The organism is Polynucleobacter sp. MWH-Berg-3C6, from assembly GCF_018881855.1.
GTDB lineage: Bacteria > Pseudomonadota > Gammaproteobacteria > Burkholderiales > Burkholderiaceae > Polynucleobacter.
The window spans coordinates 701,140-722,254 of record NZ_JACVPN010000001.1 but is presented as its reverse complement, the minus strand read 5'-3'; the positions used below and the strand labels follow the sequence as shown (position 1 = coordinate 722,254).

Annotated in this window: 23 protein-coding genes and 1 tRNA gene; 8 read left to right on the top strand and 16 right to left on the bottom strand. The window is 45.9% G+C overall.

What is annotated here, in order from left to right:
• Positions 1-18: 18 nt before the first annotated feature.
• From ICN13_RS03730 to ICN13_RS03720, 3 genes are read left to right on the top strand one after another with little or no spacing between them, the layout of a single operon-like run.
• Positions 19-906, top strand: coding sequence for a M48 family metallopeptidase (locus ICN13_RS03730; RefSeq protein ID WP_255534025.1), 888 nt, complete (start codon positions 19-21; stop codon positions 904-906).
• Positions 906-1,409: a peptidylprolyl isomerase gene (locus tag ICN13_RS03725; protein ID WP_216139020.1), complete on the top strand. Its 504-nt coding sequence runs from the start codon at positions 906-908 to the stop codon at positions 1,407-1,409. Before ICN13_RS03730 ends, ICN13_RS03725 begins: the two co-directional genes overlap by 1 nt.
• Positions 1,406-2,194 carry a UDP-2,3-diacylglucosamine diphosphatase gene (locus ICN13_RS03720; protein WP_216139019.1) on the top strand — a complete coding sequence of 263 codons (789 nt, stop codon included), beginning with the start codon at positions 1,406-1,408 and terminating at the stop codon, positions 2,192-2,194. The genes ICN13_RS03725 and ICN13_RS03720 overlap by 4 nt, the downstream gene beginning before the upstream one ends.
• A 20-nt stretch (positions 2,195-2,214) precedes the next feature.
• Here ICN13_RS03720 and ICN13_RS03715 read toward each other — a convergent pair whose 3' ends face one another.
• Positions 2,215-3,003, bottom strand: a complete 789-nt coding sequence (locus ICN13_RS03715) for an inositol monophosphatase family protein (protein WP_216139018.1) — start codon at positions 3,001-3,003, stop codon at positions 2,215-2,217.
• Positions 3,004-3,131: 128 nt separating this feature from the next.
• On the opposite strand from ICN13_RS03715, the gene ICN13_RS03710 reads away from it, so the two are divergent.
• Both ICN13_RS03710 and cysE read left to right on the top strand, forming a co-directional pair.
• Positions 3,132-3,881, top strand: coding sequence for an RNA methyltransferase (locus ICN13_RS03710; protein ID WP_216139017.1), 750 nt, complete (start codon positions 3,132-3,134; stop codon positions 3,879-3,881).
• 23 nt (positions 3,882-3,904) lie between these two features.
• Positions 3,905-4,663 carry a serine O-acetyltransferase gene (cysE, locus tag ICN13_RS03705; RefSeq protein ID WP_216139016.1) on the top strand — a complete coding sequence of 253 codons (759 nt, stop codon included), beginning with the start codon at positions 3,905-3,907 and terminating at the stop codon, positions 4,661-4,663.
• A 13-nt stretch (positions 4,664-4,676) separates the two neighbouring features.
• Here cysE and ICN13_RS03700 read toward each other — a convergent pair whose 3' ends face one another.
• Positions 4,677-5,285, bottom strand: coding sequence for a peptidylprolyl isomerase (locus ICN13_RS03700; protein ID WP_255534024.1), 609 nt, complete (start codon positions 5,283-5,285; stop codon positions 4,677-4,679).
• Between the two features lie 161 nt (positions 5,286-5,446).
• Between ICN13_RS03700 and ICN13_RS03695 the strand changes: the two genes are divergently transcribed.
• Together ICN13_RS03695 and ICN13_RS03690 are read left to right on the top strand one after the other, a co-directional pair.
• Positions 5,447-6,571 (top strand): cupin domain-containing protein, encoded by a 1,125-nt coding sequence (locus tag ICN13_RS03695; protein WP_255534023.1) that lies wholly within the window; start codon positions 5,447-5,449, stop codon positions 6,569-6,571.
• Between the two features lie 109 nt (positions 6,572-6,680).
• Positions 6,681-6,857, top strand: a complete 177-nt coding sequence (locus tag ICN13_RS03690; RefSeq protein WP_216139013.1) for a hypothetical protein — start codon at positions 6,681-6,683, stop codon at positions 6,855-6,857.
• A 58-nt stretch (positions 6,858-6,915) separates the two neighbouring features.
• On the opposite strand, the gene bamC is transcribed toward ICN13_RS03690, so the two are convergent.
• The 9 genes from bamC to ICN13_RS03645 all read right to left on the bottom strand — a co-directional run bounded on the left by bamC (position 6,916) and on the right by ICN13_RS03645 (position 18,332).
• Positions 6,916-8,049, bottom strand: a complete 1,134-nt coding sequence (gene bamC, locus ICN13_RS03685; protein WP_255534022.1) for an outer membrane protein assembly factor BamC — start codon at positions 8,047-8,049, stop codon at positions 6,916-6,918.
• An 8-nt stretch (positions 8,050-8,057) separates the two neighbouring features.
• Positions 8,058-8,930: a 4-hydroxy-tetrahydrodipicolinate synthase gene (gene dapA, locus ICN13_RS03680; protein WP_216139283.1), complete on the bottom strand. Its 873-nt coding sequence runs from the start codon at positions 8,928-8,930 to the stop codon at positions 8,058-8,060.
• A gap of 76 nt (positions 8,931-9,006) precedes the next feature.
• Entirely contained in the window at positions 9,007-9,609 is a 603-nt protein-coding gene (locus tag ICN13_RS03675; RefSeq protein WP_370622942.1) for a class I SAM-dependent methyltransferase, read from the bottom strand.
• Entirely contained in the window at positions 9,581-10,783 is a 1,203-nt protein-coding gene (locus tag ICN13_RS03670; RefSeq protein ID WP_216139010.1) for a tryptophan--tRNA ligase, read from the bottom strand. The genes ICN13_RS03675 and ICN13_RS03670 overlap by 29 nt, the downstream gene beginning before the upstream one ends.
• Before the next feature lie 29 nt (positions 10,784-10,812).
• Positions 10,813-11,664: a 3',5'-nucleoside bisphosphate phosphatase gene (locus ICN13_RS03665; protein WP_216139009.1), complete on the bottom strand. Its 852-nt coding sequence runs from the start codon at positions 11,662-11,664 to the stop codon at positions 10,813-10,815.
• Between the two features lie 9 nt (positions 11,665-11,673).
• Positions 11,674-12,777 (bottom strand): cell division protein ZapE, encoded by a 1,104-nt coding sequence (gene zapE / locus ICN13_RS03660; RefSeq protein WP_216139008.1) that lies wholly within the window; start codon positions 12,775-12,777, stop codon positions 11,674-11,676.
• Positions 12,778-14,214 (bottom strand): dihydrolipoyl dehydrogenase, encoded by a 1,437-nt coding sequence (lpdA, locus tag ICN13_RS03655; RefSeq protein WP_216139007.1) that lies wholly within the window; start codon positions 14,212-14,214, stop codon positions 12,778-12,780. It lies immediately after the preceding gene.
• A gap of 12 nt (positions 14,215-14,226) precedes the next feature.
• Entirely contained in the window at positions 14,227-15,432 is a 1,206-nt protein-coding gene (gene odhB / locus ICN13_RS03650; RefSeq protein WP_216139006.1) for a 2-oxoglutarate dehydrogenase complex dihydrolipoyllysine-residue succinyltransferase, read from the bottom strand.
• A gap of 44 nt (positions 15,433-15,476) precedes the next feature.
• Complete coding sequence (locus ICN13_RS03645; protein ID WP_216139005.1) at positions 15,477-18,332, bottom strand: 2-oxoglutarate dehydrogenase E1 component; 2,856 nt, start codon at positions 18,330-18,332, stop codon at positions 15,477-15,479.
• A gap of 299 nt (positions 18,333-18,631) precedes the next feature.
• On the opposite strand from ICN13_RS03645, the gene ICN13_RS03640 reads away from it, so the two are divergent.
• Positions 18,632-19,330: a helix-turn-helix domain-containing protein gene (locus ICN13_RS03640; RefSeq protein ID WP_216139004.1), complete on the top strand. Its 699-nt coding sequence runs from the start codon at positions 18,632-18,634 to the stop codon at positions 19,328-19,330.
• 63 nt (positions 19,331-19,393) lie between these two features.
• Here ICN13_RS03640 and ICN13_RS03635 read toward each other — a convergent pair whose 3' ends face one another.
• The 5 genes from ICN13_RS03635 to ICN13_RS03615 all read right to left on the bottom strand — a co-directional run bounded on the left by ICN13_RS03635 (position 19,394) and on the right by ICN13_RS03615 (position 21,075).
• Complete coding sequence (locus tag ICN13_RS03635; protein ID WP_216139003.1) at positions 19,394-19,678, bottom strand: H-NS family nucleoid-associated regulatory protein; 285 nt, start codon at positions 19,676-19,678, stop codon at positions 19,394-19,396.
• Between the two features lie 193 nt (positions 19,679-19,871).
• Positions 19,872-20,291 (bottom strand): PaaI family thioesterase, encoded by a 420-nt coding sequence (locus tag ICN13_RS03630; protein ID WP_255534021.1) that lies wholly within the window; start codon positions 20,289-20,291, stop codon positions 19,872-19,874.
• A 30-nt stretch (positions 20,292-20,321) separates the two neighbouring features.
• Positions 20,322-20,398 (bottom strand) — tRNA-Pro (locus ICN13_RS03625).
• Positions 20,399-20,423: 25 nt separating this feature from the next.
• Entirely contained in the window at positions 20,424-20,774 is a 351-nt protein-coding gene (locus ICN13_RS03620) for a MerR family transcriptional regulator (RefSeq protein WP_087909883.1), read from the bottom strand.
• Positions 20,752-21,075, bottom strand: coding sequence for an integration host factor subunit alpha (locus ICN13_RS03615; protein ID WP_216139001.1), 324 nt, complete (start codon positions 21,073-21,075; stop codon positions 20,752-20,754). Before ICN13_RS03615 ends, ICN13_RS03620 begins: the two co-directional genes overlap by 23 nt.
• Between the last annotated feature and the right edge of the window lie 40 nt (positions 21,076-21,115).

Here is a 21,115-nt window from a genome sequence, read left to right as displayed (position 1 = left end):
GAGCGCTGAGTATATCGAATGAGCCAGTTTTATACCCCTTCCCCTATGCCTGCAACCATTCCAGCATCACACTTCACCCCTATCAGGACTATTGCTGCAGTTTTTGCGGCAATATTGATCACAGGCTGCAGCACACCGGCCCAACAGCTTGCAGATGCGGAAATTCAGGTGGCAAATGCCCAGGAAATCAAATCCAACGCCGGAGCACCCCAAGGCTATTTAGGGGGATACAGCCCAAATGATCCTTCGCGACTATCGGCCGATACTCCTTATGACCCACTGAATCCAGAACTCTCCGAGACGGTAGCGCTACCCTTCTTGTCTTTCTTGATTATTGAACCGGATCCCATTACGAAAAATGCAGTGCCTTCCGATGTTGAAAAACTCGTGAAAGCCCGGAAATTTGAAGATGCCATTGAGTTAATTAACGCTCAACTCAAGAAAACTCCCCGTAACGTGCAATTGCGTTTTGTAAAAGCACGGGTACAGATTGAGATGCGTCAATTTAATCAAGCCAAAAAAACTTTAATTGAAATTACTCAGCAATTTCCGGAGTTGCCTGAACCCTACAACAATCTGGCAGCAATCTCTGCTAACCAGGGTAACTGGATTGAAGCCAGAGATTATTTAGAGCTCGCCCTAAAGCTGCGTCCTAGCTACGCAATTGCCTCTGCGAACTTAGGTGAAATTTACATTCGCCTCGGGGCACAAGCCTATGAGAATGCAGCTAAATATGCGCAGCTCAATCAAGGCCAATACACCAGACGGTCTAAGGCTCTATTAGATATATTGAAGCCTCCACCAAACCGTCAGCTAAATCGCATAAGCAATCCATCTGTAGAAGCAACTGATGCTAATCAGCCCAATACTCCACCCACTAACCTTCCAGAAAGTAGATCTAAATAATGACTAAAGTACTGTTAAAAACGAATCAGGGTGATATCACCCTCAGTCTTGATTCTGAAAAGGCGCCTAAGAGCGTTGCTAACTTTTTGCAATATGTAAAGAGCGGTCACTACGATAGCACCATCTTTCATCGTGTGATTAATAACTTCATGATTCAAGGTGGTGGCATGACTGCTGGCATGAAACAAAAGCCCACTGGTGCAGAAATTGAGAACGAAGCAAATAATGGCCTCAAGAACGATCGCTACACCGTAGCCATGGCTCGTACTAGTGATCCACACTCTGCTACAGCACAATTTTTTATTAACGTAAATGACAATGATTTTTTAAATCACACCGCACCCAATGCCCAGGGTTGGGGTTATGCTGTTTTTGGCAAGGTTATCGATGGCATGGATGTTGTTGATACCATTCGCAAAGTAAAGACTGGCAACTCAGGTTTTCACCAAGACGTGCCAAGCGAAGACGTTGTTATTGAGAAGGCATCCGTTCTCGAGGAATGATCCCGCAATATTCGAGCGCACTGCTCATCTCGGATATACACCTGACGCCGTCAATGCCCTTGACGGCGCAACGCTTTTTTGACTTCTGTGAAAAAGATGCACCCGAGGCACAGGCTGTATTTATTCTTGGCGATCTATTTGAATACTGGGTCGGAGACGATGCGGCCGCGAACTCCCCATTTCAGCAAGAGGTACTTCACGCGCTAGCCAAGCTTTCAACAAAAACAAAGACCTACTATATTCACGGCAATCGTGACTTCTTAATAGGACCCGCCTTTTTGAAAAAAACTGGGATGACCTTATTGGCCGACCCTTCTTACGTTGAAATTGCTCATCACAAATATGTTTTAAGCCATGGCGATGCCTTATGTACGGCAGATGTAGGCTATCAGTTGTTCCGCAGTATCGTGAGAAAGCCCTGGATACAAAAATTATTCCTAAGCATGCCACTTCAATGGCGTCGCTCCATCGCCAATCATCTGCGGAGCAATAGCCATAGCCAATACCAAGCGGAGGCAAATAAGTCGCCATTAAATAACAACGTGAGAACTAATGTGACCTTAGAGGCTTGCGCAGCGTTGATGCGAGGTCAATCCGCAGATAAGTTGATTCATGGTCACACCCACTTGCCGGCACATCATCAAGAGCAGTCCGGTGCACTAACCTGGCAACGTTGGGTTCTATCCGATTGGGACTTGGATCATCCCGATAGGACAACTCCAAGGGCCAGCGCACTATCAATCGATAGTCAGGGTGTGCGCTACCTTGATCTCATTAAAACTTAATCAGATCGCTTTATTAGTGCTTAGGTCTTAGAGTATTTGGATAAGCACTGAACCATCTGCGCAAAGACTCTTGGATTAGCAGCCATCACTTCGCCGCTTTTCAGAAAACCCTCTTCGCCACGGTAGTTCCCTACAAGACCACCTGATTCAGTGATCAACAAGGCCCCTGCTGCCATATCCCAAGGCTTGAGATCGCTCTCAAAGAAACCATCGTAACGACCGGCAGCAACATAAGCCAGATCTAAAGAAGCCGCACCAGGACGGCGTAGTCCAGCACACTGACGCGTCATCTCAGCAAATATTTTTAAATACTTTTCTAGGTCTTGATCTTCGCGATACGGAAAACCAGTACCAATCAAAGAGCTCGCTAAGCGATCTTGAGTTGCAACACGCAAACGACGGCGATCTAAATATGCACCTGCTCCACGAGTTGCAGTAAATAACTCATCTCGAGTTGGATCGTAGACTACTGCTTGTTGGGTCACGCCATTCACAGCCAATGCAATCGATACCGCATATTGTGGAAAGCCATGAATAAAGTTAGTTGTGCCATCTAATGGATCGATGATCCATACGTTCTCTGCATCGATATTGTGTTCGCCAGTTTCTTCAGCCAAAAATCCATGAGTTGGATAGGCCTCACTGAGCGTTTCAATGATTGCCGCTTCTGCGGCTTTGTCCACCTCGGTTACGAAATCATTGTGCTGTTTACGATCAACCTGCAATCGCTCTAAATTGAGAGACGCCCGATTGATAACAGTTCCAGCACGACGGGCGGCCTTTACGGCCACATTTAACATGGGATGCATAAGTTTTGATGGACAAATTAAATAAGAACGAGCCTGTAATATTGCCTAAACTGCGTGACAATACGAAGCTAATACACTGATTCTAAACGATTAGCGCTTTGAGCCCCCTAGATACCCATTAGCCGCCCATGAACACCGATAAATTCGAATTAATCCGCTGGGTTTTAGTCGAAACCAGTCACCCTGGAAATGTCGGCTCAGCAGCCCGGGCCTTGAAAACAATGGGCTTTGGCGACCTACGCCTCATCAATCCCAAAATCAAAGATGTTGCCAAACATGCTGAAGCGATTGCCTTGGCAAGCGGCGCTGTCAATATCCTCGAATCCTCTCAAGAATCCGACTCTTTGGCCCAAGCCGTTCAGGGATGCCCTCTCGTACTTGGCCTTACAAGCCGAGATCGAGAATTTGGCCCTCCAGCACTGGATTGGGAATCGGCTCGCACTCTAATTCAGGAAACCGTTCAGAACCATGGAGAAGTTGCACTGATTTTCGGGCCCGAGAGAACCGGTCTTGATAATGAACATCTGGCCTTATGTACCCATCGGGTCTGGCTAGAGGCCAATCCAGACTATCCATCTCTTAATCTAGCTCAGGCCCTCATGGTCTGCGCCTATATGCTGAGAGCATCCCTTAGTGAGGCTGGTGAGCCAGAAATGATGATAAATCGCGAGGAATCAGCAGAATTAGCCGATCCAGCTGCAGTTGCCGCTATGCTCGAGCATTGGCGCGAAGGCCTTGAGGCTATTGGCTACCTAGATCCGATCAACCCCAAAAAACTCATGCCTCGGCTGCAGGCATTGTTTGCTCGCAGCAGGCTACATAAAGAAGAAATTGATCTCTTGCGTGGTATTGCCAAACAGATGCTCCAGAGAAAATAAGCACATCCCGTTAAAATCAAAATATGTTTAATTCACTATTCGACCAAGTCGACTCCATTATTGCTAGAGACCCTGCAGCAAGAAATCGCCTTGAGGTCATTACTTGCTACCAAGGTCTGCATGCGGTTTTCTTCCACCGTATCTCTCATTTTTTATGGAATATTGGTTTCAAGTGGATTGCACGCGTCTTATCCATGATTTCACGATTTATCACCGGCATTGAAATCCATCCGGGTGCAAAGATTGGTCGCCGAGTATTTCTGGATCATGGCCTTGGCATTGTCATTGGTGAGACTACCGAAATTGGCGATGATTGCACGATCTATCAAGGTGTTACCTTGGGTGGAACCTCGCTGTATAAAGGCGTTAAACGTCATCCAACTCTTGGTAAGGGTGTAGTTGTGAGTGCGGGTGCAAAAGTACTTGGTGGCTTTACCGTCGGTGATGGTGCGCGCGTTGGATCAAACGCAGTAGTCCTAAAAGAAATTCCGGCTGGCGCTACTGCTGTCGGAATACCTGCGCGCATTCTGCATCCAGATCTGCCACAAAGTCCGGACAGCAAAACAAAAGAATATTTTTCTGCTTATGGCGTTACACCAAATGTGGATGATCCAGTCTCAATGGCTCTCAAGGGTTTAATTGATGCAACTATTGAACAAGAGGCCAAGATTGCAGCGCTAGAAAAAGCATTAGCCAAGTTAAGCAATACACCTGCGGATGCCTCCAGTACAAGCGATACCAAGCGGGATCTTGATGCCATTAAAGAATGGCTTAAAGAATAAATTCGAGGTTTATTTAGTGCAGTGTTCGCGGATTTGGACTGCTTGAGCCTAATGTAGTTCCCGGAAATTCATCCTCATCGGCATCATCCCCATCGTCGTTTGGCATCCCAAAAGTAAAGCCCTCACCGCCTTCTGGAAGACGATTTTGGATTTCATTTTCAGTAGCAGCACGAACATCTTCAACTTGGACCCAAAAACGCAATGCCATACCCGCTAAGGGATGATTGCCATCAAGTACCACTTGATTATCTGCAACATCGGTAACCGTGTAAATCAGCGGCTCATCATCAGCATCCGATTCTTCGGCAGCATCTGATTCCTCATCGGCATCCGGTATACCCTCAAATTGCATACCCACCTCGAGCGGCTCTGGAAAACGAGTACGAGGTTCGATCTTTAAAAGTTCTGGGTCATACTCTCCAAAAGCCTCATTAGGTTCGAGCTGAATGGTAGCCTCATAACCAATATCCTGACCATCTAAAAGCGTTTCTATTTTCGGAAAAGTTCCCTCATATCCACCGTGCAGGTATACCATCGGAGAATCTGGTTCTTCAATAACATTATTTTGCGCATCGGTTAACTTATAGCGAAGGGATACGATGGTATTTTTTTCAATCTTCATGCGAAATCTGTCAAACATTCGTTTTTAATGAGTTTTTACTAAGCTTTTACTTTATGACTTCATTTTACTTGAGCAAACCCTATCAGCCACCTCAGGCACCTCAAAACCTACCTCTAAATGAGCCCTGGGCATTATTTGGGGGCATAAGCCCTGATTTATTCATGAAGCGATATTGGCATAAGAAACCATTATTAGTCCGTGGAGCAATTCCCGCATTTACGCTAGCCACACAAAATGGTGAAAGTCTAGATAGCCCTATTTCAGCTGAGGAGCTAATTGAGTTTGCTGGCCAAGATAATCTTGAATCTCGCCTCGTAAAGTCTGAGCCATGGAATCTTAGCTCTGGTCCATTTACAAAAAAAACTATCCCTACATTGAGCAAACCCAACTGGACACTTCTCCTACAAGGCATGGAAGCCCATCACCCTGCCGCTGCAAAAGTTCTCTCCTGGTTTCGCTTTATCCCGGATGCACGTCTTGATGATTTAATGATTAGCATTGCTGGCCTTGGCGGTGGTGTCGGGCCCCATTTTGATTCTTATGATGTCTTTTTGATACAGATGTCTGGTAGAAGACGGTGGCAAATATCACAGCAAAAAGATCTCAGCTTAAAGCCCAATCTACCGCTCAAAATTTTGCAGCGCTTTAAAGCTGAGCATGAGTGGGTCCTGGAGCCAGGCGATATGCTTTATCTTCCGCCTCATATTGCCCATGATGGTGTCGCGCTAGATGCAGGTTGTCAAACTTGGTCGGTTGGTTTTCGCTCTCCTAGTTTTAAAGAATTACTCCAAGAGGGGCTATGGCGCCTAGCTGAATCCTTGGAAAATATCCCCGAGCTTGATCAGAAATTTACAGACCCAATGCAAAAGGCAACTGCCAATGCAGAGCAACTTCCAGAAGAGCTAATTAGGCAAATTACATTAAAGCTAAGAAAATTGAAGTTAGATCATGTGGATCATTTTTTACCAGGAATTACAGCCTACCTTTCAGAACCCAAACAGCAGGCATTCTTTGATGGCCCAATCAAGCCACTAAGCTCCACTCAGTTCACTAAAAAGCTTGGGCTAAGGAAGCTTATTGCCCACCCTCAAACTCGCATTCTGAGCCTTGGTAATGAGGTGTTTTGCAATGGCGAGAACATGAGTCAAGGCCAGCGTAAAGATATTGCCCGGGCCTGGCAAATCCTATCAGCCAAAAAAGCACTTTCACCCCAAAAAATTGCGGGTAACGAAAAGACTAGCCTCTATGATGCCTATCTAGCGGGATGGCTCGTTTTTGAGCTCTAAAAGCAAGGATGGATATAATTGATGCTGGAAATCCCCTAAGGGCAATCCCTAGGAATTTTCAACACAATTACCGGTAATTGTTGTTACATTTTTTAAGAGGAAATTACAAATGAAGAAGTCACTCGTATTCGCTGCAATGTTAGCTATCGCTTTGGCCGCTTGCGGTAAAAAAGAAGAAGCAAAACCTGCTGAAGCTCCTGCTGCTGCTCCTGCCGCTCCTGCTGCTGAAGCTCCTGCTGCTGCTCCTGCCGCTCCTGCTGCACCAGCTGCTGACGCTAAGAAGTAATCTTCTTCTTGAAGAAAAAAAGCCGCTCTTGAGCGGCTTTTTTATTGATCTCAACTATTTATTTAGATAGCTGATCTGTCAGCAATGTTAACAGCTGAACACCAGCCGGACTGTTCTCTGGTTTTCCTTCGGCGTCTTGTACGTAGACATTTGCTGAGTTCTCGCCAGTGCTCTTAACGATCACTTGATACTTTTTAGCCTGTAACTTTGAATCATCTTTGCTACTAAAGAGATTGGAGAAGAATCCTTTGGTATCTCCAACATCCTTAGCATTGACATATCGCACGTAGTAAATACCGCTGGAGCGATTGCGATCTTCAACCGTAAAGTTTGAGCGGTCCAAGGCTAGCCCCACATCGCGCCAAGAGCGATCAAACCCGGAGCTCAACTCAATATAAGCCTGCTTATTAGGATCTTGAACAAGTTTAGCTTTTGGATTTTTCGGCCCCAAAGGTACCGCAACCATTGCCTTTGCCTGCTCTTGAGTCATACCAAGACGCTCCATTAGGCGCGCTAAAAATACTGCCTCTAACTCTGGATCATTGGGACGGCTGGTCCATACCGTAGAGTTACAGGCGCCCCCATCAGTGATGCACTTCTCCAAAGCCCCTTTTTGCGTGATGAAAATCTCAGTCTCATTCGGCTTGGGAGCTTCTAGCCGGGTTTTATATTTATCACGCTCACCAGTGTCATATAGAGTATCTAAAAAACCACCAATTGTTGAGCGTAGCCAATCTTGAGGAATCTTGCTGCGGTTTTCTGCCCAATCGGTCTCCATGATGCCGGTAGAAGGAGAATCCACTACCAATAAGAAACCATTTTCCTGCCAAAAATCCTTAACCTGGGGATATAGCTCAGTTGCAGGTTTTTCAACTACCAACCAACGACGCTCACCATCACGGGCAATTCGCATACCAGGAATACCAGTCATGACGTTACTACGCATCTGAACTGATTTTTTCATCGCTGCGTTATATTCCGACATCGTTGCAGTGCCGTCTTGAACAATGTAACGACGATCCGCCTGGGCAGTAATTAAATCTGGTGGGTAAGATAAATTAGGGCCTTTTACCGCTCCTGTGCTCTTGTAATCTACGGTGTCATTGCTAGTAACCGATTTACAGGCTGTCAAGATAAGGGCAGCCATCATCATCAAACCAAGAGTTGCCGCACACCGGCGAAGTATTTGCATCACACTCATCATATCAAGTCAGCCTGTTTTAATGCTGCCTTCAAAGGCTCACGTAAGGACGCGCTCAAAGGGGTTAACGGCAAGCGAATGCCTGCAGTGATCTTACCCATTTCATGGAGAGCCCATTTAACTGGAATTGGGTTTGCCTCTGTAAACATTGCCTTATGAACCGCCAGCAATTTATATTGAATCTCACGGGTCTTTTTTACATCATCAGACATCGCTGCAACACACAGCTCATGCATCAAGCGAGGTGCCACATTGGCTGTAACTGAAATATTCCCTTTACCGCCCATCAACATCAGCATTGCAGCTGTTAAGTCATCGCCTGAAAATACTGAGAAATCGCTATGGCCTGCACGCTTCAAATCGGCGAGCAACAAAGTGCCTCGCTCTAAGCTACCAGTTGCATCCTTAATAGCAATGATCCCCGGCACACCAGCTAAACGAACAACGGTATCACCTGCCAAATCAGCAACTGTGCGACCAGGAACGTTATATAAAATCACTGGAAGGTCTACTGATTCTGCAATTTTTTTGAAGTGGGCGTACATACCCTCTTGAGTTGGCTTGTTGTAATAAGGAACTACTTGCAAGCTAGCATCAGCGCCGACTTTTTTAGCAAACTCAGTTAATTCAATAGCCTCGATCGTCGAGTTACCACCAGTACCCGCAATCACGGGAATCCGGCCAGAAATATGTTCTACGGTGACGCGAATCAATTCACAATGCTCTTCTACAGAGACCGTTGGAGACTCACCGCTAGTACCAACAATCACAATGCCATCAGAACCCTCTGCAACATGCCAATCTAATAGAGAGCGCAAGCTAGCGTAATCCAAGCTGCCATCTTCGTGCATCGGCGTAACAATAGCCGGCATGCTTCCAGAAATGGTCTTTTTACTGCCTTTAGATTGAACTGTATTTGTCACCGGATATGCACCAATATTGACTGTCTTAACCTGGAAATTGTAACGGAATGCGGTCTTTTAACGTGCCTTTTACGGCGCAAAGGCGCTGAACCATAGCTGGTTTGGGGTCATCCACATAAATATCCTCATAAGCAAGGACTTGGAGCCCATGGCGAGCTGCAAAAGCCAATAATTCCCCTGGATTTAGGAGGAAATTAGGGTTCGATGGTTTGCCGAATTTTTCATTACCTTGGGCAAAGGTTTCATAAATCAAAATCCCACCGCCTTCTAAAAGTTCAGGCAAATGATCCATATGGGGACGATATAAGTAATTCGTCACCACAATGCCATGAAAACTGGTGCCATCAAAAGGCCAGGTATCTTGTTCAAGATTTAGGCACTTTGGGGTGATGGAGGCGGATTGAATAGTCTCGATTGCAGAGATGTCTTGATCTACTGCTAAGACTGAGTAAGCTAAATTAGCCAACAAGACTGAATGGCGCCCTGAACCACAGGCAAGATCAAGAACGGCCCCACCCTGAGGTATGAGTTGCGCAAAGCGCGCCACCCAAGAGGATGGCTTCGTAATCGCATCGTGCGCACTAGGCAAACCAAGGACCTTAATCGTAGTCAAGGCCCATTGCTTCACGGACCTCACGCATTGTTTCTTGCGCAACCTTGCGGGCCTTATCGCAGCCATCCGCAATGATTGATCGCAATAAGCTTGGATCATCTAAATACTTTTGAGCGCGCTCAAACATCGGTTGCTGCTCAGCAAGAATTGCATCAATCACAGGTTGCTTGCACTCGAGACAGCCGATACCAGCAGACTTACATCCTTTATCGACCCATTGCTTCGTTTCTTCATTGGAGTACACGGTATGCAATTGCCATACGGGGCATCGCACAGGATCACCAGCATCGGTCCTGCGCACACGAGCTGGATCGGTTGGCATCGTACGAATCTTCTTGACAACTTCTTCGGGCTGCTCACGAATACTGATCGTATTTCCATAAGACTTAGACATCTTTTGGCCATCAATACCTGGCATCCGTGATGCAGCGGTAAGTAATGCCTGCGGCTCAGGAAGAATGATTTTGCGTGAGCCCTCTAAGAAGCCAAACAATCTTTCGCGATCAGCCATCGATAAGCTTTGCGCCTCTTGGAGCAATGCTTTTGCCTGCTCTAGCGCTTCATCATCGCCACGCTCCTGAAATGCTACACGCAATTCAGCATACATTTTGGCGCGCTTGCTTCCAAGCTTCTTTACAGCCTCTAAGGCTTTTTCTTCAAAGCCGGGTTCGCGACCATATAAATAATTAAAGCGACGCGCGACTTCACGCGTCATTTCGACGTGAGGAACTTGATCTTCCCCAACTGGCACAAACTGCGCACGATAAATCAAAATATCGGCAGCTTGAAGCAATGGATAGCCCAGAAAGCCATAGGTTTGTAGATCTTTTTCTTTTAACTTCTCAATCTGATCTTTATAGGTCGGCACCCGCTCAAGCCAGCCCAATGGGGTTCCCATCGATAGCAACAAGAAAAGCTCTGCATGCTCAGGTACTTTGCTCTGAATAAATAAAGTTGCCTGGTTTGGATCAACACCTGCTGCCAACCAATCAATCACCATATCCCAAACCGACTGTTCAATCACATCTGGAGTGTCATAGTGGGTAGTTAAGGCATGCCAATCTGCAGCGAAGAAAAAACATGGGTACTCAGATTGCAAGCGTACCCAATTCTTGAGCACACCATGGTAGTGGCCAAGATGCAAATTACCCGTAGGTCGCATACCAGAGAGAACGCGTTCAGCAAACATCTTTATTCTTTATCTTTATCGTTAATGAATTAATGAAAAACAGACCACACTGGCGTAAGGTGATCCGGTAAATGCGGCAAATTACCTAAGTCAATATGACTCTCATTTGGATCATGAAAATCTGATCCGCGTGAGGCTAAGAAACCATATTGCTGTGCAATCTTCCCAAAAGTTTGATATTGGTCTGGGCTATGACTGCCGGTAATCACTTCAATGGCCACACCACCAATATCTTTAAAATGTTTATACAGCTCATCCATCTGCATTGCATTAAGCCGGCTATAACGGCCTGGGTGAGCAATTACTGCTACACCCCCAGCTGCCTTAATCCAGGCAACTGCATCATCCAATGTTGCCCACATATGAGGAACATAGCCTGGCTTGTCTTCAACCAAATAGTTTTTAAATACATGCTCCGTATCCCGGCAAACACCCTGCTCCACTAAAAAGCGTGCGAAGTGCGTTCTTGAAATCAACTGATCATTGCCGGCGAAATGTAATGCACCCTCATACGCACCCGGAATGCCAACCTTAGCCAATTGTTCTGCCATCAATTGAGCACGATTGCCTCGGCCTTCGCGTGTTCGACGCAAGCCTTCCAGAATCCCGAGATGGTCAGCATCAATACCAAGCCCAACTATGTGAATGGTTTGCCCCATCCAAGTCACTGAAATTTCTACACCAGCAAGGTAGTCCATATTAAGAGCGCTAGCTGCCGCTCGAGCCCGCTGCTGACCACCTAACTCATCATGATCGGTCAGCGCCCATAAATTCACCCCATTTGCTTTGGCGCGCTCTGCAAGCGCTTCAGGCGTTAAAGTGCCATCAGAAACAACTGAATGGCAATGTAAATCGGCATTAATGGAGGAAAGGCTGCTCATGACCCTATTTTAGGTCAAGCTGGTATCAATTACCCGGCGCGGTGCATCCAGGTAGTCACGGGACTGCATCTCTATGAGGCGAGACACTGTTCTGGAGAATTCAGCGGTAATTTGGCCCTCGGTATATAAATCTGGGGCCGGAACCTCAGCAGAGATGATCAGCTTGATCTTGTGGTCATATAAAACATCGATTAACCAAATAAAGCGCCGTGCCTCATTGGTCATTCTGGGGGGCATATAGGGGACCCCCGAGAGAATTACCGTATGAAACTGGTTAGCAATCTCCAGGTAGTCGTTTTGAGAGCGTGGGCCACAGCATAAGGTTTGAAAATCAAACCAGACCACACCATTGGCCATATGCAAGGGACGGAGTTCGCGAGATTCAATATGCAAAACCGGCATATCTGCCTCTTTTTGCTTACCAATCAGCGTCTGAAACATTTGCCCAAGCTTGGCTTGTGTTTCTGCACTTGCAGGCGTAAGGTAGGCTTCAACCTGCGCCATTTGCACACGTCGGTAATCATTCCCTGCATCAACATTCAAGATTTCTAACTTTTCTTCGAGCAATTTAATCGCTGGAATTAATCGATCGCGATGTAAACCATTGGGATAGAGTTGATCCGGACGATAGTTTGATGTCATCACAAATTGCACGCGATCCTCAAATAGCGCACTGAGTAGGCGATACAAGATCATGGCATCAGCAATGTCATTGATATGAAACTCATCAAAGCAAATCAAACGATAGCGATTGGAGATTCTTTTAGCCAGCTCATTCAGGGGATCTGATAAACCAGAAAGTTCATGCAACTCGCGATGCACTTCACGCATGAACTCATGAAAATGAATGCGGATCTTCTTTTCTAATGGTGAAGCTACGTAGAAGCAGTCCATCAAGAAGGATTTACCGCGACCTACGCCACCCCATAAATAAAGGCCTTGCGGTAATTCAGGCTTAAAGATCGCTTTTTTGAAATTATTACTGCGAATTTCTTTATAAGAAATCCATTCGTCTTCACACTGCTGAAGACGCTCAATAGCGCGAAGCTGCGCGGGATCGCTCTGATACCCGCGCGCTTTTAACTCTTGCTGGTAAAACTCGATGGTTTTCAATTACATATTTAATGCGCGTTGGTCCGTCGCTAATGCTGCTTCGCGCATCACTTCTGACAAGCTTGGATGCGGATGACAGATACGAGCAATATCTTCAGCTGCTGCTTTGAATTCCATGGCTACAGCTGCTTCAGCAATTAAATCCGAAGCATTTGGACCAATGATATGAACGCCAAGGATTTCATCAGTCTTGGCATCAGCCAATATTTTGACAAAACCATCTGCGCGACCCATTCCCAAAGCGCGACCATTAGCACCAAATGGGAATTGACCGGCTTTATATGCAATGCCAGCCTCTTTCAAGGCCTGCTCTGTCTTGCCGACCCAAGCAATTTCAGGATCGGTATAGATCACCCAAGGAATGCAGTTGTAATCGATATGCGGCTTTTGACCAGCAATCACTTCAGCAGCTAGAACACCTTCGTCTTCTGCTTTATGAGCCAACATCGGTCCACGCACAACATCACCTACGGCATAAACACCTGGGGCCGCTGTCGCGCAAGTATGGTCATCAATTGGAATGAAACCACGCTCATCCACCTTAAGACCAATCTTATCTAAACCTAATTTATCGGTATTTGGTACACGGCCAACGGACACGATCAAACGATCGCATTCGAGTTTAGCGGCTTTACCAGCGCTATCAGTGTAATTAACGACAATGCCCTTCTTATCTGCTTTTACATCGCCGATCTTCACGCCCATGTTGATATTGAGGCCTTGCTTCAGAAACAATTTTTGCGCTTCTTTAGCAATGCTCACATCGCAAGCAGCCAGGAAAGATGGTAAGGCCTCGAGCACAGTGACTTCAGAGCCAAGACGGCGCCATACTGAGCCAAGCTCTAAACCAATCACGCCAGCACCGATCACACCGAGCTTCTTAGGCACCGCATCAAACTTCAATGCGCCTTCGTTATCACAGATCAAGACATTGTCCACTGGCAAACCAGGTAAATGACGTGCTTTAGAACCAGTCGCGATGATCACGTTCTTGGCACTAACAGTGGATTTATCTTTGCCATCAATCTTAATTTGATAGCCATCAGCCCCCTTACCTTCAAAAGAGGCATGCCCTTTTAGCAAGGTAATTTTATTCTTGCGGAAAAGGTACTGAATACCACCGGTCATTTTCGTAACGATGTCATCCTTACGGGCAACCATTTTTTTGGAATCAATGCTGACCGCGCCAACTTTGATGCCATGGTCAGCAGCGTGATGACCAATCTTCTCAAACTCCTCAGAAGAAGCTAACAACGCTTTAGATGGAATACAGCCCACATTTAAGCAAGTTCCACCTAAGCGCGGCTCACCTTTTGGATCGTCATAAGCATTGGATTCTGCACAGGCAACCTTAAAACCAAGTTGCGCTGCACGAATTGCGGCGATGTAACCACCAGGGCCACCACCAATTACGAGTACATCAAAAGCTTGGCTCATGATCTTCCCTTTTTATAAATCTAGAAGAAGACGTGATGGATCCTCTAAGGCATCCTTCATCGCAACCAAGCCTAGTACAGCCTCACGACCGTCAATGATGCGATGGTCATAAGACAAGGCTAAATAGTTAATTGGACGAACAACTACTTGACCGTTTTCAACTACCGCACGGTCTTTAGTAGCATGGATACCCAAAATAGCAGATTGTGGCGGGTTGATAATTGGTGTGGAGAGCATGGAACCAAATACTCCACCATTAGAGATAGAGAATGTGCCGCCAGTTAACTCTTCAATTGACAGTTTGCCTTCGCGAGCTTTAGCGCCAAACTCAGCAATCTTCTTCTCGATATCAGCCAAATTCATTTGATCAACATCACGCAAGATTGGAACAACCAAGCCACGTGGTGAGCTCACTGCGATACCGATATCAAAGTAACCGTGATAAACAATGTCGTTACCATCAACAGAAGCATTGAGTAATGGGAATTTCTTCAAAGCATGTGTCGCAGCTTTTACAAAGAAGGACATGAAGCCCAACTTCACACCATGAACTTTTTCAAACTGATCTTTGTACTTATTACGCATTGCAATCACTGGAGCCATATTGACTTCATTGAAGGTAGTCAAAATTGCATTGTTTGCTTGTGACTCAAGTAAGCGCTCAGCAATACGCGCACGCAAGCGGCTCATTGGAACGCGCTCTTCTGGGCGATCACCCATTGGAATTGGTGCACTTGGAATAGCGGCAGATTTTGCACCACCCGCTGCCGCGCTTAAGGCATCACCCTTAGTGATCCGACCATCGCGACCAGAGCCAGCAACTTGACCAGCGCTAATATTGTTTTCAGCCAGAATTTTCGCTGCTGAAGGAGCGGCGGCTGCACCGGCTTTAGCAACTGGTGCTGCTGCTTTTGCAGGCGCTGGAGCAGCTGCTGGGGCTTCTACTTTTGCGGGTGCTGGAGCAGAAGAAGCTAATGCAGTGCTATCAATCTTTGCAATCAATTGCTCGGCGACAACAGTGCCGCCATCAGCAACAACGATTTCAGTCAAAACACCAGCAGAAGGTGCTGGCACCTCGAGAACAACTTTGTCAGTTTCAATTTCAATCAAGATTTCGTCTTGACCAACAGCGTCGCCGACTTTCTTTTTCCATTGCAATAAAGTTGCTTCAGCAACTGATTCAGAGAGTTGTGGAACTTTAACTTCGAAAATAGCCATGATTAATCCTAGTTATATATGTGTATGTTGAGTTATGAAGATGATTATTTTGTAATCACATAACCTTTTAGTTTGGCAAATGCCGCATTCAATAAAGACTTCTGCTGTTCTTGATGGAGATGAGCATATCCACATGCAGGTGAAGCTGATGCAGGTCGTCCTGCATATGCCAACTTCATACCGTCAGACATGTTTTCCAAGATGTTGTGTTGAACAAAGAACCAAGCGCCTTGGTTTTGTGGCTCATCCTGACACCAAACAACCTCTTCCAGCTTTGGATATTTCTTCAATTCAGCAGTGAGCGCTTTATGCGGAAACGGATATAGCTGCTCCAAACGAATGATTGCAGCGTCACCAATCTTCTTCTCTGTACGCTGTTTAACCAAATCGAAATAGACCTTACCAGAACACATAATCAAACGCGTTACTTGTTTGGCATCGATCGTATCGTCGCGCTCACCAATCACGGTCTGGAATCCACCTTTGGTAAATTCTGACAAAGGTGATGCAGCTTCTTTATTACGGAGCAATGATTTCGGTGTCATCAGGATCAGCGGCTTGCGGAACTGACGAATCATTTGGCGACGTAACACATGGAAGATTTGCGAAGCAGTGGTCGGCTGAACAACTTGCATATTGGTATCAGCACACAACTGCATGAAGCGCTCAAGACGAGCCGATGAATGCTCTGGTCCCTGCCCTTCATAACCATGCGGCAACATCATGACCAAGCCATTAGCGCGGCCCCACTTCACTTCGCCAGAGGCAATAAATTGGTCGATAACAACTTGCGCGCCATTAGCAAAGTCGCCAAACTGGGCTTCCCAGATTGTCAAAGTATTTGGCTCTGCTGAAGCGTAGCCATACTCAAAACCAAGTACAGCCTCTTCAGACAGGATCGAGTCAATTACCAAAAATGGGGCTTGATCTTTCGCGATATGACGGAGCGGAATATAAACACCGGTATCCCACTTCTCACGATTTTGATTATGCAAAACAGCATGTCGGTGGGTAAAGGTGCCGCGGCCACTATCTTCGCCAGATAGGCGAACTGGATATCCACTCGCCACTAGGGATGCAAAAGCCATATGCTCGCCCATACCCCAGTCAATATTGGTTTCTCCACGACCCATGGCCGCACGATCATTCAATACCTTCTCTACCAAGGGATGAACCTTAAAGCCTTCACGAGCGGTAGAAACCCGTTCAGCCAATCGTTTCCATTCTGTCAATGGAATGGCAGTGTCGGCCTCATCAGTCCACTTCTTATTTAAGAAAGGAGACCAATCGACAGCAAACTTACCTTTGAAGTTACTTAGCACTGGATCAGAGGTTTGCTTACCAGCATCCATCGCCGCACGATAATCCTTAACCATCTGATCACCAGTACCTGCGGGCAGAACGCCTTGGGCCTCTAACTTATCTGCATAGAGTTTGCGAGTACCAGGATGGGCTGCAATAATCTTGTACATCAACGGCTGAGTCATTGCAGGCGTATCTTGCTCGTTATGGCCGAGCTTTCTAAAGCAGACAATATCGACTGCAACATCTTTATGGAACTGAGTGCGGAACTCAATAGCTAATTGAGTTGCTAGAACCACTGCCTCAGGATCATCTCCATTCACATGCAGTACTGGAGCATCAATCACTTTCATGATGTCGGTACAGTACAAGCTGGAACGTAAATCCCGTGGGTCAGAAGTTGTAAAACCAATTTGGTTATTAATCACAATGTGCAGCGTGCCGCCGGTTGAGTAGCCACGAACCTCAGCCATTGCTAAAGTTTCTTGCATGACTCCTTGACCAGCAATCGCAGCATCACCATGAACTAAAACAGGCAATACCTGCTCACCCAGTTGATCTCCGCGACGATCCATACGGGCCCGTGCAGAACCCTCTACTACGGGATTAACAATCTCAAGGTGGGATGGGTTAAATGCTAGAGAGACGTGAACTGGGCCAGCAGGTGTTGAAATATCACTTGAGAAGCCTTGGTGATACTTCACATCACCAGCAGGTAAAGTCTCCGGACCTTTGTGCTCAAACTCGGCAAATAAGTCCTTCGGCATTTTGCCCAATGTATTAACCAAGACGTTGAGTCGACCGCGATGGGCCATGCCAATCACAATCTCCTGAACACCCTTAGCGCCTGCCTCATGAATCACTTCATCCATACAAGCAATAAAGCTATCGCCGCCCTCTAAGGAGAAGCGTTTTTGACCAACATACTTAGCCTGCAGATAGCGCTCTAGACCTTCAGCCGCTGTAACGCGATCTAAAATGTGGCGTTTTTTCTCTTCATTAAATTGGGGCTTTGAGCGAATCGACTCCAGCTTTTCCTGCCACCATTTTTTAATTTTTTGATCGGTAATAAACATGTATTCGGCACCAATCGTGCCGCAATAGGTTTCACGCAACGCTTGCAACAAGTCGCGCAAAGTCATTTCGTTTTTACCGAAGAAGGTATTACTGGTATTGAAGACGATATCCATATCGCCATCAGTAAATCCATAGAAAGCTGGATCTAATTCAGGAATATCCTGGCGCTCAGTGCGCTTCAAAGGATCAATGTTTGCCCAGCGATTACCGACGTTACGATATGCGGCAATTAATTGCTGAACAGCTACGCGTTTACGTCCTAGCTCTGAGTCAGCTGAATCAGAAATCGTTCTAATCGGCCCTTGCTTAGCGCGCTCTGCGAAAGAAGCAACAATCGGCGCATGTGCAATATCGGCTCGTGAAGAACCATCCACAGCCGGGACTTGTTTCACGTTATCAAAATAAGCTCGCCAATGATCAGCTACAGAAGCAGGATCTTGCAAGTAGGATTCGTAGAGTTCCTCTACGTAGGGTGCGTTACCGCCAAAGAGATAAGAGTTATCTCTTGATTCCTGCATCATGATGCTCACCTTTCATCGGGTTTCCCGATTAAAAACTGTGGTTAAAACCATCCGTTACGCGGCTAGACCGTTTCGCGAATTGATCTGTGCAAATACTGGTACTACATCAGTAATTTAACACGATTGACCACGGTTATATAAAGGGCTTTCCCTGATTTTCGGAACTTTGGGGCCAATTCCCGATCTGAATGAGTTAATAAGAACTTTCCTACCCTGCTTTCAAGATTTCCTGACAGATTCCTGTGGGTTTGATTTTTATTCTCTAAATCTTCAAATGAATTAATGAAATTAAGGGAAATATGAAAACCGTTACCCCAGATATGGAATATCTCAGCACCAGACAAAGCGCCAAGATTTTGCAGGTATCCCTTGGAACCGTGCAAAAAATGGTGGAATTAGGTGAATTAATTGCCTGGAAAACCCGCGGAGGCCATAGAAGGATATTGGCGAGCTCTCTTGAGCAGCAACTACAACGCAGAAAAAGAGCCATGCGGCAAAAAACCAGCCAAAACTGTATAGCCATGGGCATATTTCGCCGAGCTGAGAATAGCCAGGACCTTCTAGAGTCAATTCAAGACTGGCAACTCAAGGTGGAAATGGAGGTGGCTATAGATAGCCTGGAGGGCTTAATGAAGGCAGTCTCGATTGCCCCAGACCTTATCTTTCTGGACGCCCTAATTCCGCCGGTTGAACAGGTTCACTTAATCCATTATCTTAGTAAAAACAAGGACACACAGCGCATTCCTATACTAGTAGATGAAGGTTTTATTAAGCTTCATCCTGGCGTTGTTGCTCTTGCAGATGAGAACAATGGGCACAGAGCACACTTTACGGAGAATATTGTGGAAGAACTAGAAAATGGCCTCATTGACCACAATCCTCTGATTATTGGCTATCCTGCCACCGATATCGAAGACGATCAGTCTTGGCCCCAGGGAGGTCGGCATGAGCTATTAGAGCCCATATTTATAGAGGCACTGGCCAAGAAATGTGCCTGATAGCCCGCTGACGATAAATAGGCCGCTAACGCGGCCTATTTAAATATCAATAAAACCAATAACTTAGATCAAATAGTTACCACGATCTTTGCCATCAATCCACTTTGGAGCCTTCCCACGACCTGTCCAGGTTTCACCTGTTGAAGGGTTGCGGTATTTAGGGGCAACCTTGCCACCCCCACTTTTAGCGCCCGCTTTACGGCTGAATAAATCTGAAGCGCTTAGACCATACTGCTCAATAATTGCCTTAGCCTTAACAATACCGTCTGCTTTTTCACGGGCAATTGCTTCTTTAATCTGTTTATCCAGCTGCTCACGCTGAGCTAATAGGTCTTTATAGGAAGACATGTATATTTTCTCCGAATAATTGTTAAATTAGGATGATTTAATTAAGCTTATTAAAGATTAATTATATATAAATTAATTAGATGGTAAATATATTATTAACCTTTAATTTAAAGGCTTAAAGTTTCTTAAATTAGATTAATCAGGATAATCGTTATAAATATTATTATTGATTATAGAAAACCTATTAGAAATACTACTTTCTCAGCGTGAATGTACCGCTGGCTTTCGCGGTTATCTCCCCTGCATCATTCAAAACCACTGCCTCACAGTAATGAATGGTTTTGCCAGCCTTTAAAACAGTGCCCTCCAATAGGATTTTGCCAACACTGGGTCGCAAGAAGCTCGTAGTCATATCGATCGTAATCACCCCCAAAGGATGTTTAGCAGCACTTCGTGCCGCGGCGGCCATCGCAAAATCCAACAAAGTCATGATGAGACCGCCATGGGCAACCTGAAAGCTATTGGTAAGTTCCGGCTTTAATTCAAGACTAATGCGTGACTTACCGTCCTGGGCATATTCTGGGACAACCCCCAAATGATCCAGAAATGGAATATCCAAACCAAAGAAACTGGTTCGTTCATGTTTTTGAGGCGGGTGATTTTCTGTGCTCATCATGAAAAGAATTAAAACGCTATAGATTGATGGTCGGGGCGAGAGGATTTGAACCTCCGACCACATGCACCCCATGCATGTACGCTACCAGGCTGCGCTACGCCCCGACAAGAGACAAAATTGTATCAGTAACTATTTAGACAGAATTTGCAGAACAGCTTGCAATTCATCACGGAGGCGGAGTTCGCCGCGGACCTCATCAAGGCGATTTCTGGCGCCACTGATGGTAAAGCCCTCTTCATAAAGAAGCGCTCTGATTTTACGAATCAACACTACTTCATGGTGCTGGTAGTAGCGGCGATTACCACGCCGTTTCTGAGGGCTCAGTTGCGTAAACTCCTGCTCCCAGTAACGCAATACATGTGAACGTACGCCACACAACTCAGCTACTTCACCAATAGTGAAATAACGCTTTGCCGGTATAGGAGGAAGTTGAGAGCTCGGTAACGCCGAGCTAGCATCAAACTCGGTTTTCTCGAGCATGTGACTCCACTACATCTTTAAGCTTTTGACTTGCATGAAAAGTAACTACACGTCTTGCCGCTATCGGAATCATTTGACCTGTTTTTGGATTTCGGCCAGGACGAGCCGATTTATTGCGCAACTGAAAATTACCAAAACCAGAAATCTTGACCTCAACACCAGACTCAAGAGATTGGCCAATGCGATCAAAGAAAGCATCAATCATGTCTTTTGCTTCACGCTTATTTAAGCCAACCTGATCAAAGAGTGCTTCTGAAAGCTCATTTTTGGTAACAGTGTCGTTATTGATTAATTCAGTCATTGCTAGTCTCTTCTATCGCTTTTTGATATTTTCCTAATAC

What these genes read in the sequence shown, in the direction of transcription:
- ICN13_RS03670 (WP_216139010.1), bottom strand. Translation starts at nt 10,783, where the DNA reads ATGTTTGCTGAACGCGTTCTCTCTGGTATGCGACCTACGGGTAATTTG.
- ICN13_RS03640 (WP_216139004.1), top strand. Translation starts at nt 18,632, where the DNA reads ATGAAAACCGTTACCCCAGATATGGAATATCTCAGCACCAGACAAAGC.
- ICN13_RS03665 (WP_216139009.1), bottom strand. Translation starts at nt 11,664, where the DNA reads ATGAGCAGCCTTTCCTCCATTAATGCCGATTTACATTGCCATTCAGTT.
- dapA (WP_216139283.1), bottom strand. Translation starts at nt 8,930, where the DNA reads ATGCCGGCTATTGTTACGCCGATGCACGAAGATGGCAGCTTGGATTAC.
- lpdA (WP_216139007.1), bottom strand. Translation starts at nt 14,214, where the DNA reads ATGAGCCAAGCTTTTGATGTACTCGTAATTGGTGGTGGCCCTGGTGGT.
- ICN13_RS03720 (WP_216139019.1), top strand. Translation starts at nt 1,406, where the DNA reads ATGATCCCGCAATATTCGAGCGCACTGCTCATCTCGGATATACACCTG.
- ICN13_RS03630 (WP_255534021.1), bottom strand. Translation starts at nt 20,291, where the DNA reads ATGAGCACAGAAAATCACCCGCCTCAAAAACATGAACGAACCAGTTTC.
- cysE (WP_216139016.1), top strand. Translation starts at nt 3,905, where the DNA reads ATGTTTAATTCACTATTCGACCAAGTCGACTCCATTATTGCTAGAGAC.
- odhB (WP_216139006.1), bottom strand. Translation starts at nt 15,432, where the DNA reads ATGGCTATTTTCGAAGTTAAAGTTCCACAACTCTCTGAATCAGTTGCT.
- ICN13_RS03690 (WP_216139013.1), top strand. Translation starts at nt 6,681, where the DNA reads ATGAAGAAGTCACTCGTATTCGCTGCAATGTTAGCTATCGCTTTGGCC.
- ICN13_RS03715 (WP_216139018.1), bottom strand. Translation starts at nt 3,003, where the DNA reads ATGCATCCCATGTTAAATGTGGCCGTAAAGGCCGCCCGTCGTGCTGGA.
- ICN13_RS03635 (WP_216139003.1), bottom strand. Translation starts at nt 19,678, where the DNA reads ATGTCTTCCTATAAAGACCTATTAGCTCAGCGTGAGCAGCTGGATAAA.
- ICN13_RS03615 (WP_216139001.1), bottom strand. Translation starts at nt 21,075, where the DNA reads ATGACTGAATTAATCAATAACGACACTGTTACCAAAAATGAGCTTTCA.
- ICN13_RS03700 (WP_255534024.1), bottom strand. Translation starts at nt 5,285, where the DNA reads ATGAAGATTGAAAAAAATACCATCGTATCCCTTCGCTATAAGTTAACC.
- ICN13_RS03645 (WP_216139005.1), bottom strand. Translation starts at nt 18,332, where the DNA reads ATGATGCAGGAATCAAGAGATAACTCTTATCTCTTTGGCGGTAACGCA.
- ICN13_RS03710 (WP_216139017.1), top strand. Translation starts at nt 3,132, where the DNA reads ATGAACACCGATAAATTCGAATTAATCCGCTGGGTTTTAGTCGAAACC.
- ICN13_RS03695 (WP_255534023.1), top strand. Translation starts at nt 5,447, where the DNA reads ATGAAGCGATATTGGCATAAGAAACCATTATTAGTCCGTGGAGCAATT.
- ICN13_RS03730 (WP_255534025.1), top strand. Translation starts at nt 19, where the DNA reads ATGAGCCAGTTTTATACCCCTTCCCCTATGCCTGCAACCATTCCAGCA.
- ICN13_RS03725 (WP_216139020.1), top strand. Translation starts at nt 906, where the DNA reads ATGACTAAAGTACTGTTAAAAACGAATCAGGGTGATATCACCCTCAGT.
- ICN13_RS03620 (WP_087909883.1), bottom strand. Translation starts at nt 20,774, where the DNA reads ATGCTCGAGAAAACCGAGTTTGATGCTAGCTCGGCGTTACCGAGCTCT.
- bamC (WP_255534022.1), bottom strand. Translation starts at nt 8,049, where the DNA reads ATGCAAATACTTCGCCGGTGTGCGGCAACTCTTGGTTTGATGATGATG.